Here is an 11786-nt window from a genome sequence, read left to right as displayed (position 1 = left end):
TGTGACAGCACATTAAAGTAAAGAAGACATTTCAACAAAAACAAATTTCATAACGGATCTCTTATCAAGAGAGGCAGAGGGACTGGCCCTGTGACGCCCGGCAACCGTTTCTATTTTAGAAATTGGTGCTAATTCCTGCAAAGCTGTGACAGCTTTGACAGATAAGAGAGGAAGACTTCCCGATACATGTTTCATGCAACGGTGATCAAGCCTCTCTTTCCAAGAGAGGCTTTTTTTCGTCTCTTTTTCGAATCAAATGATTTTTTTACAGGTATATTCCCACTTTTTTACCCAGTTTTCCGATGTGAAAAATAAAAACAACTTGAGGAGGAACAGCAATGAAGAGAAAGCATTTTACATCATTTCTTGTCTTATTAACTGCATTAACCGTTCTATTAACCGGCTGCGGCACTGGATCAAGTGCAGGATCAAAGGGAAATACGAACGAAAAGGTCTCCTTTGACAATGTACCGAAGCGATTTGCAAAGGGACAGGGAGCGAAAATTAAAGTCATCCGCAAAATTGGAGGAGACGATCATACAGCTCAGTTTTTAGCTGGGACCAAGGCTGAAGGTGAAGCGCTGGGCTTTAAAGTAGATGTCTACACGGCAAATGGAGATACAGCGAAGTTCCATGATGCCATCTCTCAGGCGCTTGAAGAAAATTATGATGGCTTTATCATCTCTCACGGGGACGATGAGGCTACAGTCGCTGATGTGAAAAAGATCACAGCGAAAGGCATACCAGTTGTAGCGTTTGATTCAAATCCTAAGCTGAAGGACATCAAAGGGGTGACAGTGACGTCTCAAGATGACGAACAATTGGCGAAAAAATCATTAGACGCGCTCGTATCTGATTTTAAAGGAAAAGCAAATATTGCATACCTGTGGGTAGATGGCTTCCCGCCAATGGTGAGACGCAACAAGGTCTATCAAGAAACACTCAAACAGCATTCAGGAATCAAGGAGCTTGACCGCTTTGGTGTTGCCTCCTCTGATACGTCTGTTCAAACGCAAAATGCAGTGGCAGCCATGCTGAATAAGTATCCAAAGGGTAAGCTGGACGCTATTTTTGCCACATGGGATGCCTTTGCCATTGGGGCAGCAAGAGCGTTAAAGGAAGCAGGAAGAACAGAAGTGAAGATTTACGGAATTGATGTATCAAATGCTGATCTTCAAGAAATGTCAGCGAAGGACAGTCCGTGGAAGTACACATCAGCGGTTGATCCGAAGCTCATCGGTGCAGTCGACGTGAGGATTCTTGCGAAGAAAATAGCTGGTGAGAAAACACCATCTTCCTATGACCTTGAGGCCTCACTCATCTCGCAAAAGCAGCTTCAACAAGCAGGAAAAGCCATTAATATGGTCAACCTTGCAGACGAGGTGAAGGGATTCGGTTCATCAACGGCCTTTGAGGAAGATTGGATGAAGACCTTGAAGAAACACTATACAAAATAAACGACGTGCACTCTCTTTCCATAGAGGGTGTTTCGTTTTTCAGATGATGATCGAGAGAAGGAGGACATCTATGACAGAGCCGCTTGTTCATATGAAGAATATTTCGATTGAATTCCCAGGGGTTAAAGCGTTAGATCAAGTGAATTTCACATTAAAAAAGGGAACGGTCCATGCACTGATTGGAGCGAATGGCGCTGGGAAGTCAACGTTAATGAAAGTTCTTTCTGGCGCTCATTCACACTTTGAAGGAACCATCTATATGAATGGCCAGACGACATCCATTCAAACCCCAAAAGATGCTTCCTCATATGGTGTGCAGACAGTCCATCAAGAAGTGGATACGGCGCTTGTTCCATACTTAAGTGTGGGCGAGAATATGATGATGCATGAGATTGAGAAAAAAACATTTGTCGGCTGGAAAGAGCTGCATCGCAAGGCAGCTCAACTATTAGAAGAAATGGATATCGACATCTCCACAAAACGCCTAGTCAGTGATCTGACCCTTGCCGAAAAACAGATGGTCCTCATTGCAAAGGCCGTTTCGATTCAATGCAGCATTTTAATTTTAGATGAACCAACAGCTCCGCTTAGTCATGCAGAAACAAGTAAATTATTCTCAATGATTGATCGGCTGAAACAGAATGGGACGGGGATCGTGTTTATCTCCCACCGCATGCCTGAAATTTTCACCATCTGTGATGAACTGACTGTGATGAGAAATGGAACCGATGTTGCAGCTCACCTTGTCAAAGACACAAATCCACAGCAGGTCATTGAAGAAATGTTAGGTGCGCCATTAGAGGAACAATTCCCGTCTCGCAAACCCTTGAAGGATGCACCAATTGTGCTAGAAGTGAAAGAGCTAAACGATCAGCATAAATTAAGCAATATTCATCTTCATGTGAAAAAAGGGGAGATTCTTGGGATCGCAGGACTTGTCGGTGCTGGTAAAACAGAATTGTGCAAAGCCCTTTTCGGTGCTTCAGAAAATAAGACAGGTACCGTGAAGCTGCATGGTCAAACCATTCGCATCACATCGCCTCATCAAGCTGTGAGAGCTGGCATTGCCCTTGTGCCGGAAGAGCGGAGAAAAGAGGGAATTCTCACAGAAGAGAGCGTGGGGTGGAACTTAACAGCAGCAAGTCTTCGTTCATTCTCACGGATATTCAGCTTCTTACATCGTTCGAAGGAAAAGCGGGAAGCAGGCGAAATCGTCAAACGACTTGGGGTGAAAACGCCATCTCTTGACGCAAAGGTGAAGCATCTATCTGGTGGAAACCAGCAGAAGGTTGCCATCGGAAAATGGCTGCTGGCTGAGGCGGATGTGTATCTCTTTGATGAACCAACTAAAGGTGTAGACGTTGGAGCGAAAAAAGATATTTTCACTCTCATTGCAGAGCTTGCTGCCCGCGGAAAATCTGTGATTTATGCGTCAAGTGAGCTGTCGGAAATTGCAGGTATCGCAGACCGCGTATACGTGCTATATGATGGGAGCATTACCCGGGAAATGACCGCTCCGACGACTGAAGAGGAGCTTTTATATCATTCAACAGGAGGACAATCATGAGTGAACAACAAATTCCAGCCCCTGTGCAGCAAATCAAAAAACAGAGGCCATCCTTACATCTGTTTGATTTCTTTTATCGATATGGCACGATTCTAACAATTGTCGTATTGATTGTCGTATTTGCGGCAGCAAATCCGGCATTTTTGCAATCAGGGAATATCATCAATATTTTACGGTCTATCTCCATTGTGACCATCATTGCAGTAGGTCTAACTATCTCACTGGCAGTAAACGGCTTTGATTTATCAGTCGGATCAGTCGCTACGCTATCAAATGCGATTGTCATTTCTATGTTTGTATGGTTCTCGCAAAACCCATTGATTGCAATTCTCTCAGCCCTGGCGGCTTCTCTCATTGTTGGTTTGTTAAATGCATGGATGATCGTCAAAATGAAAATTCCAGATATGCTCATGACCTTAGCCATGATGTTTATCATTCAAGGGCTGGCTCAAACGTATACGAAAGGGGCGACCATTTCTGAAAATATGGTGCTGCCTGATGGTACGTTCTCAACAGGAACAATCCCTGCCTTTTTCAGCAAAATCGGACAGGTGCCTTATATCATTCTCATTATGGCCGCCATTGTACTATTCGCGCATGTTTTCATGACCTACACAAAGCACGGCCGTTTCATGTACATCATCGGTGGAAATAAGGAAGCGGCTCGATTGTCTGGTATTCATGTGAACAAATACAAAATCGCGGCATATCTGCTCTCAGCTTTATTTGCAGCGATCGGTGGTATCGTGCTCGCATCAAGGGTGATGACAGCAGAAATTAATGCTGGTGCACCTTATTTAATGGATGGAGTAGCGGCTGCCTTTATCGGCTTTTCCGTCATGGGAGCAGGCAAGCCAAATGCATTTGGTACCTTTATTGGGGCTGTGCTCATTGGTATTTTGCAAAATGGACTTGTGATGATGTCTGTCCCTTATTATGCAATGGATATTGTCAAAGGATCTGTGCTGGCCCTTGCGCTAGCGCTGACATATTACAAACAACGAAGCTAACTGCGTCATTTTTAAAACCATTTGAGTTCTCTCTCCGTCTAGTAAACGGAAAGCGGTGCAGCCACCGTTTCCCAAAAGGAGATGACAAAGAGAATGAACATGTCAGCAACTCATGTAGAAGATTTGAAAAATGTCATGGAAGACTGGAAAAATGAACTATTAGTATATAAATTTGCATTAGATGAAATGGATACAAAGTTTTCGATTATCAGCCAGGAATATAATTTAATCCACGGACATAACCCAATAGAGCATACAAAATCACGGATCAAATCTTTTGAAAGTATTGTAAATAAACTCACAAGAAAAGGATGCGACATCACGACACAATGTGCCAAGGAGCATATCCATGATATTGCAGGTGTCCGCATCATCTGTTCTTTTATTCAAGATATCTATAACATTATGGATGTATTGAGGCAAAGAGAGGATTTGAAGATTCTTGAAGTGAAGGATTACATTCAACATCCGAAGCCAAATGGCTACAGAAGCCTTCATTTAATTGTGGAGATCCCTGTCTACTTAACGAATTGTGTGGAGCATGTGAAGGTTGAAATCCAAGTGCGGACCATTGCGATGGATTTTTGGGCGAGCCTTGAGCATAAAATCTATTATAAACTGCAAAACGATGTTCCTCATCAACTGACTGATGAACTAAAGGAAGCAGCAGATATTGCCCATTACTTAGATGAGAAAATGCAAAATATCAAACGAGAAATTGATTAGCACGTAAAAAAGCAGCTGTTTTGATCCCAGCTGCTTTTTTCATGTTAAGGGTTGGTTCCGCGGTCCCTCTTTTGCATGATGTCTTGAGATTGATTGTCTTTTTGAATGGAAGTACCAATAGAAACACCTGTTATCAAGAGCGTCAAAATCGCACTTGTGATGAACCATTTTTTCATCATAAATCACTCCATATTCTTAAGAAGTTTTTAAGGATAATGCCTTGTTCCTAAAATAAGAGGATTCTTCATGAAGCCCAAGATCCGTTAAGTAAGCTGCTGCATCCTGACAAATAGCTTCAAGGTCCACAAGGAAATTCATTGATTCTAACTGATCACAATAAGACTTGATTTGCTCAATCATGTTGTCTGGCTGAAGCATAAGTGTTTCTAAAATGGATAATTTAAGAGAAATGTTTCGTTGTTTTAAATTTTCTGCTTTTTGTAGTGAAAGCTGTACATAATAGTGGAACAAACCAGGCTTTTTTAGCTTAAATAGCGCTTTTGTGTAGGCATACATAGCAAGTAAATAGCCGCCTGGAGATGAAGTTTCGAATGTCTCTATCAATAAAGCCTTTTCTAAGAGCGGCACAGCTTCACTGTATTCATTTCTTAGACTTTTAATAAAGGCTGCATTGCAATATGCGTGACCAAGTAAATCTGGATCTTCCATCTTTTCTAGTGAATGAATCACTTCTTCAAATAACGATTCTGCCTCATCATATTTCGACTGATCCGCATAATTCAAAGCAAGCATCATTTGACAGCTGATTGATTTTTTCACATAACATGGATCTGCGTCATAAATAGATGAAGCCATCTTTAAGTGGTGGATGGAGAGAAGTGTGGACCTAATATTATAGTAAAGACACCCTGTTTTATAATGAAATTCTGCTTTTTCAATATCATCGTGCACGAGATCTAATTTATCCTCGGCCAATTTTAAATGATGAAATGCCGTTTCCTGATTGCCTCTGCGCATTTCATACATCCCTTTAAAGAAATAGAAATAATAGCTGAGCATGTCATCCGTACGGATCGCATTTTCATCAACGAAGAGACTATGATCTAACGAAGCTGTATCTTCTATAAGATCTTTAAAGCGGTACTCTAGCAGTTGATAGTAAAGTAAGACGTCTTGATTTTCTTCCATTCGATCAAATGCTTGAAGAATGTCTTCTTTTAATTGGATTGCACCCTGTATTTCTCTTTTTTTCATCATGACATACCAATCATTTAGCATATTCGCTACATCAACGGACGACAAAACAACTGTTTCTGCCAATTCATATCCTCCTTTCTTCATCTATCAAGATCCGTTCTTAAAATCAACTTTCCATATTCCATTATCTTCTTATATTTTAAGCTCTCCCTCGCGGTTTGTAAAACATGTTTTTTGATGTAAATTCAACCAGTAGTGAAAGAAAAAGGGATTCGATATCTATTTGTATACGCTTACATATTTTTAGGTAAAAAGAGGGTTTTTGAAAAGATATATTAAAATATCAATAATGAGAGGAAGGTAATTGTTGAATATGTATTCGTATACCGGAAAGAACCAGCGGTTTTCAAGGGGCTGATGCATTTTTTCGTAAGATTATCTCACATCATAATTGTGAATCCTGTTTCTTTTAGAATAAAATGAGTTATTCGCAAAAAAGTAAAATTTAAAGAGACTATTGATCTAGTATTGTATGGATCTTTGGTATTGATAAAAAACATCACACATCATAGCTTTAGCATGGTATAGTATGGTTATTATTGCGAATATTTAGACAAAACTGACAATAGGGGGTCGTATTTTATGAAAAAATCGATGTTATTGATCATGGGACTAATCGTTGTGCTTGTCATGGCAGCCTGTGGATCAAAATCTGACAGTGGTTCGGGAGAAGGCAAAGGGACATATAAAATTGGGATAGATACAACTTATCCGCCATTTGAATTTGAAAAGGGCGGTAAATATCAAGGGATAGACGTTGATTTAATTAACGCAATCGCGAAAGATCAAGATTTCAAAGTAAAGCTTGAAGCCATGGACTTCTCAGGTATCATTCCAGCAATGCAGGCAGGTCAGCTTGATGTTGGAATGGGCGGGATGAGTATTACAGATGAGCGTAAGAAGAAAGTAGATTTTTCAGATCCTTACTTCGATGCTGGTCTGACAGTTGTTGTGAAAAAGGACAGCAGCATCAAATCAATTAATGATTTAAAGGGGAAAAAGCTAGCTGTTAAAAATGGGACAACAGGTGCGAAATTTGCATCTGATAACGCAGATAAATATGGGTATGAAGTCGTTCAATTTAATGACAGCCCATCTATGTTCCAAGAAGTATCAAACGGAAATGCAGATGCCTTGATCGAGGATTATCCTGTCATTACGTATGCGATCGCACAACAAGATTTAAACTTGAAAACCGTTGGAGACCGCTTGAATGGAGACCAATATGGTATCTCTGTGATGAAGGGGAAAAATCAGGACTTATTGAAGAAGATCAATAAAGGACTGGAGAATCTAAAGAAAAACGGTGAATATGACAAAATTATCGATAAATATTTGAAGTCATAACACAAGCGAGGCGCGCTCCGAGCGCGCTTTCTTTATGTGTCAGCCGTATGTGAATTAGGGAGGGAGAAACATGGATACAATTATTAATGCATTTCCGTATTTAATGGATGGTTTGCAAACCACTTTATATATCTTTGTTGTTGCCATCATTTTAGGGTTTATCATCGGTTTAATTGTTGCATTATTCCGTCTGTCACCATTTAAAATCTTAAATTTCATCGCACTCGTCTTTGTCAATGCCATCCGAGGCACACCATTTATTGTACAGCTATTCTTCATTTATTTTGGTTTGAATACACTAGAATTCATTTCGCTAGATCGAGTGCCGGCAGGGATTATTACAGTAGCGATTAATGCAGGGGCTTATTTCTCAGAAATTATTCGTGCAGGAATTCAGTCCATTGATAAAGGACAAACAGAAGCTGCACGCTCTTTAGGCTTTACAGGGGGGCAAAACATGCGCTTTATCGTCCTTCCGCAGGCATTCCGCCGCATGCTCCCAGCAATTACAAACCAAGCCATCATCAGCTTGAAGGATACCTCTCTCTTATCTATTATCGGGATCGCCGATATTATGCAGCGAGGACAAGTTCAAGCATCGGCCACATTTGATCCTTTAAATGTCTGGCTCATTGTCGGTATCATTTATTTCGTGATCATTTATTTACTTTCTCTACTGGCTAGCTATGCAGAAAGGAGATTTGATATCAAATGAGTATGATTACGGTGAAAAACTTAAAAAAATCCTTTGGCGATCACGAAGTGTTAAAGGATATTAATGCAGTCATCGAGGAAAAGGAAGTCGTGTGTGTTATCGGTCCTTCTGGATCAGGGAAAAGTACGTTTCTAAGATGCCTCAATAAATTAGAAGATATCACAGCTGGAGAAGTCGTTGTCCACGGACATACGATTACAGACCCGAAGGTGAATATCAATAAAGTACGACAAGAAGTAGGCATGGTGTTTCAGCACTTTAATTTATTCCCTCATAAAACCGTTTTAGAAAACATCACGATCGCACCGATAAAGGTAAAAGGTATCGAGAAAAAGGCAGCGGCCGAAAAAGCGTTAGACTTGCTTGAAAAAGTGGGCTTAAAAGACAAAGCCCAAAGCTACCCTAACCAATTATCTGGTGGACAAAAACAGCGTGTCGCCATTGCAAGAGCGCTGGCAATGGACCCGAAAGTGTTATTGTTCGATGAGCCGACATCGGCTCTTGACCCTGAGGTCGTAGGGGATGTATTGGCTGTAATGAAACAATTAGCCGTCGAAGGCATGACAATGATTGTCGTCACACATGAAATGGGCTTTGCCAGAGAAGTGGGAGACCGTGTCATCTTTATGGATGGCGGATATATTGTCGAGGAAGACAAACCGGAAGCTCTCTTTGGAAACCCGCAGCATGAGCGTACAAAATCATTTCTTAGTAAGGTGTTATAAAAAGGAGTAAGGGCTATACATGCCCTTACTCTTCAGCGTGTTGAATTCTTTGTCAGGTCTGCGCTCCGGTACTCACCCTTCCTAGACTTCAAAGGTTTTCAAACACGCTGAAAAGAAAACAAGGGGCTAAAATAAAACCTTTGCCCAAAATCTAAAACGTCAGCAGTTGCTGACGTTTTTCTTTATGAATGAGTACATCGCTCCGCGGCCCCATTTCCTAGGAAATATTAGCGCTGGAAAAATTCAATCCATTCCTGGTCTGGTCCTCTGAAAAAGAAGTAGCAATATCCATTCGGTAATGTCGTGATTTCTTCATCAATTAATTCAATTTGCAGCTTTTGAATTCGGTTGAATTCAGCATGAATATTGTCTGTTGTGAAAGCGAGATGATGGACCTTTCCTTCAGATGGCAGGTCACTGCTGTAGCCTTGGATGAGCTCAATTTCCGTTTCTGTTTCATCTTTAAAACCGAGAAATGCAAGCTCAATGACCCCGTTTGTATGAGTGATGCGATCCTTTAATTTCATGCCCACCACTTTTTCATAAAAATCAATGGACTGATCAATATTCGAAACCATAATACCTGTATGATCTAAGCGTAATGTCGTCAAATGAAGTGCCTCCTATGTGTCATGTTGATATTTTTCTCCTCATCTTATCATAATAGAAGTAACGTATACATTCATATGGTAGGATAGAGAGAGTCAATTTAGGATAAGGATGACACAAATGAAAAAAATCTCATTAAAACAAACATTTGCAGAACAAGTGAAAAAGGGATATCCGCTCATATCCAAAGATGCAGTATCGCGTGTGAACGGTGTACGTGAAGGCGAGCTCATTGAATGGGTGGATGAGCGAGGCGCTTTTTTAGGAAAGGGCTATTATGGTGTCCAAAATAAAGGAATCGGCTGGGTACTGACCTTTGATGCAAACGAAAAAATAGATCAAGCCTTTTTCGTCTCTAAGCTTGAGCAGGCAGCAAAAAACAGAACGCATTTATTTCGTGATGCGCAGACGACTGCTTTCCGTGTGTTCAACGGAGAGGGTGATGGAATTGGCGGCTTTACGATTGATCATTATGACGGATTCTATCTCATCCAATGGTACAGCGAAGGAGTTTATACATTTAAGAAGGATGTATTGGCTGCACTTGAGCACGTATATCCAGATTACAAAGGTATTTATGAAAAGAAACGATTTGATACGTCTGGACAATATATTGAAGATGATGATTTTGTAAAGGGAGAGAAGGGTGAATTTCCTCTCATCGTAAAAGAAAACGGCATGAACGTGGCGGTTTACTTAAATGATGGCGCGATGACGGGTATTTTCCTTGATCAGCGTCATGTAAGAAAAGCGATTCGAGATCGTTATGCAAAGGGAAAGACCGTGCTCAACACGTTTTCTTACACAGGCGCTTTCTCAGTGGCAGCAGCGCTTGGTGGAGCGAGCCGCACGACAAGTGTAGATGTTGCAAACCGCAGCTTGAAAAAAACATCTGAGCAGTTTGAAATCAACGATATTGATGTGGACGCGCAGGATATCAAGGTCATGGATGTCTTTAAATATTTTCCGTTTGCAGCGAAGAAAGGATGGACCTACGATCTCGTCATCTTAGACCCGCCTTCCTTTGCACGAACGAAAAAGCATACATTCAGTGCGGCGAAGGACTATAAGAAACTATTAAAAGAAGCCATACAAATCACAGCTGAGAACGGCGTCATTGTGGCATCGACGAATAGCAGTGCATTTGGCATGAAGAAGTTCAAAGGATTTATTGCGCAGGCCTTTAAAGAATCAGGGAAAACCTATCGGATTCTTGAAGAATATACACTTCCTGAGGATTTTCGTACAACGAAGAGTTATCCCGAAGGAAACTATTTAAAGGTTGTCTTCATACAAGCATAAGAAAAAAAGCTATTTCCGATAAGGGAAATAGCTTTTTTCTATAAGGCAAACGATATGAGGATAGGTGCTGCACATAATGTAATAATGGCTGAAATAATCATTGATACACTTGAGATCGTGCCTGAGACGGAGCTCATTTCAAAGGCCTTTGATGTTCCTGCCCCGTGTGCACCTGTTCCAAGCAAGACGCCCATGGCAATATCATTATCAATGCGGAAATAACGGATCACCATTGGACCGATGATCGACCCAAACAGTGCGGTTAAAATGACAAACACAGCCGTAACGGACGGCATGCCGCCGATCATTTCTGACACACTCATTGCCACTGGGGTTGTGACCGATCTTGGGACAAGGCTCTCGATAAGGCCTGTGTCCAAATGAAACAACTTGGCGATAAATGCCGTTGATAGGATCGCGATGACAGAGCCGCAAGCCACATTCAAAAGAATTTCGACTGCATGCTTCTTCAGGATATGAAAATACTTATATAAAGGAATGGCAAAAGCAACAGTCGCAGGCTGAAGCATATTCGTGAGCCATTTCCCGCCCTGATTGTAAACATCGTAAGGAATGTTGACAATTAACAGCAGGACGACAAGGACAAGTGGAGTTACAAGTAATGGAGAGACATAGACCTTCGGATGCCGTTTGTACACCGCTTTTGATCCGAGATATAAAAGAACCGTTAAGATCAGAAATAGTCCGCCAACTAACATAGCTTTTTTCGCTCCTTTCGTTTCGCAATCATTTGCGTCATGATACCAGTTGAGAGCATGACCACAAACGTGCTAATTAACACAACAAGAACAATACTTGTGCCAGATTGAGAAAGTAATTTTCCGTAATCAATGACACCCACTGCTGATGGTATAAAGAAAAGCAGCAGTTCTCCGAGCAGCCATACGGCGCCAAGTTCTATCCATTTTAATTGAATGATCTTAAAATGAAGTAATAAGAAAATGACAAGAATGCCTAAGATCGTGCCCGGAATTCTTAAGTGCAAAAAGGCCGCCAGCACATTCATCAATTTCGCAAAAATAAACAAGGCCATAATCTGAAGGGCAGCAATCAGCGGCTTTTTGAGCAATTTCATTTTCTGTTCACTCC

Annotated in this window: 13 protein-coding genes and 1 riboswitch; of the genes, 8 read left to right on the top strand and 5 right to left on the bottom strand. The window is 41.2% G+C overall.

The window, feature by feature from the left end:
• Window positions 1-58: 58 nt before the first annotated feature.
• Window positions 59-168: riboswitch (SAM riboswitch) on the top strand.
• Window positions 169-338: 170 nt separating this feature from the next.
• From AKG37_RS10450 to ywaC, 4 genes are all read left to right on the top strand, one after another.
• Entirely contained in the window at window positions 339-1457 is a 1119-nt protein-coding gene (locus tag AKG37_RS10450; RefSeq protein WP_060698745.1) for a sugar ABC transporter substrate-binding protein, read from the top strand.
• 70 nt (window positions 1458-1527) lie between these two features.
• Window positions 1528-3024 (top strand): sugar ABC transporter ATP-binding protein, encoded by a 1497-nt coding sequence (locus tag AKG37_RS10445; RefSeq protein WP_060698744.1) that lies wholly within the window; start codon window positions 1528-1530, stop codon window positions 3022-3024.
• The gene (locus AKG37_RS10440; RefSeq protein WP_060698743.1) at window positions 3021-4034 is read left to right on the top strand and encodes an ABC transporter permease; all 1014 of its coding nucleotides are present in this window, start codon (window positions 3021-3023) and stop codon (window positions 4032-4034) included. The genes AKG37_RS10445 and AKG37_RS10440 overlap by 4 nt, the downstream gene beginning before the upstream one ends.
• A gap of 93 nt (window positions 4035-4127) precedes the next feature.
• Window positions 4128-4760, top strand: a complete 633-nt coding sequence (gene ywaC, locus AKG37_RS10435) for a GTP pyrophosphokinase YwaC (RefSeq protein WP_060698742.1) — start codon at window positions 4128-4130, stop codon at window positions 4758-4760.
• Between the two features lie 44 nt (window positions 4761-4804).
• Here ywaC and AKG37_RS19315 read toward each other — a convergent pair whose 3' ends face one another.
• Window positions 4805-4936: a hypothetical protein gene (locus AKG37_RS19315; protein WP_273700891.1), complete on the bottom strand. Its 132-nt coding sequence runs from the start codon at window positions 4934-4936 to the stop codon at window positions 4805-4807.
• Between the two features lie 19 nt (window positions 4937-4955).
• A complete protein-coding gene (locus AKG37_RS10430; protein WP_060698741.1) occupies window positions 4956-6041 on the bottom strand; it encodes a Rap family tetratricopeptide repeat protein in 1086 nt (361 codons plus the stop codon).
• Window positions 6042-6560: 519 nt separating this feature from the next.
• Between AKG37_RS10430 and AKG37_RS10425 the strand changes: the two genes are divergently transcribed.
• The 3 genes from AKG37_RS10425 to AKG37_RS10415 all read left to right on the top strand — a co-directional run bounded on the left by AKG37_RS10425 (window position 6561) and on the right by AKG37_RS10415 (window position 8765).
• Window positions 6561-7325: a transporter substrate-binding domain-containing protein gene (locus AKG37_RS10425; protein WP_060698740.1), complete on the top strand. Its 765-nt coding sequence runs from the start codon at window positions 6561-6563 to the stop codon at window positions 7323-7325.
• 70 nt (window positions 7326-7395) lie between these two features.
• Window positions 7396-8040 carry an amino acid ABC transporter permease gene (locus tag AKG37_RS10420; protein WP_003215015.1) on the top strand — a complete coding sequence of 215 codons (645 nt, stop codon included), beginning with the start codon at window positions 7396-7398 and terminating at the stop codon, window positions 8038-8040.
• Window positions 8037-8765, top strand: a complete 729-nt coding sequence (locus tag AKG37_RS10415; RefSeq protein ID WP_039182423.1) for an amino acid ABC transporter ATP-binding protein — start codon at window positions 8037-8039, stop codon at window positions 8763-8765. The genes AKG37_RS10420 and AKG37_RS10415 overlap by 4 nt, the downstream gene beginning before the upstream one ends.
• A gap of 227 nt (window positions 8766-8992) precedes the next feature.
• On the opposite strand, the gene AKG37_RS10410 is transcribed toward AKG37_RS10415, so the two are convergent.
• The gene (locus AKG37_RS10410; protein ID WP_024423854.1) at window positions 8993-9376 is read right to left on the bottom strand and encodes a VOC family protein; all 384 of its coding nucleotides are present in this window, start codon (window positions 9374-9376) and stop codon (window positions 8993-8995) included.
• A gap of 118 nt (window positions 9377-9494) precedes the next feature.
• Here AKG37_RS10410 and AKG37_RS10405 point away from each other — a divergent pair, with 118 nt between their 5' ends.
• On the top strand, window positions 9495-10676 hold the full coding sequence (locus AKG37_RS10405) for a class I SAM-dependent rRNA methyltransferase (protein WP_060698739.1): 1182 nt from the start codon (window positions 9495-9497) through the stop codon (window positions 10674-10676).
• A gap of 38 nt (window positions 10677-10714) precedes the next feature.
• On the opposite strand, the gene AKG37_RS10400 is transcribed toward AKG37_RS10405, so the two are convergent.
• Together AKG37_RS10400 and AKG37_RS10395 are read right to left on the bottom strand one after the other, a co-directional pair.
• Window positions 10715-11395 (bottom strand): CidB/LrgB family autolysis modulator, encoded by a 681-nt coding sequence (locus AKG37_RS10400; protein ID WP_060698738.1) that lies wholly within the window; start codon window positions 11393-11395, stop codon window positions 10715-10717.
• The gene (locus tag AKG37_RS10395) at window positions 11389-11772 is read right to left on the bottom strand and encodes a CidA/LrgA family holin-like protein (protein ID WP_060698737.1); all 384 of its coding nucleotides are present in this window, start codon (window positions 11770-11772) and stop codon (window positions 11389-11391) included. The genes AKG37_RS10400 and AKG37_RS10395 overlap by 7 nt, the downstream gene beginning before the upstream one ends.
• Between the last annotated feature and the right edge of the window lie 14 nt (window positions 11773-11786).

This window comes from Bacillus australimaris, assembly GCF_001307105.1.
Taxonomy (GTDB): Bacteria; Bacillota; Bacilli; order Bacillales; family Bacillaceae; genus Bacillus; species Bacillus australimaris.
The sequence above is the reverse complement of the archived record's forward strand: the minus strand, read 5'-3'. Positions and strand labels throughout refer to the sequence as shown.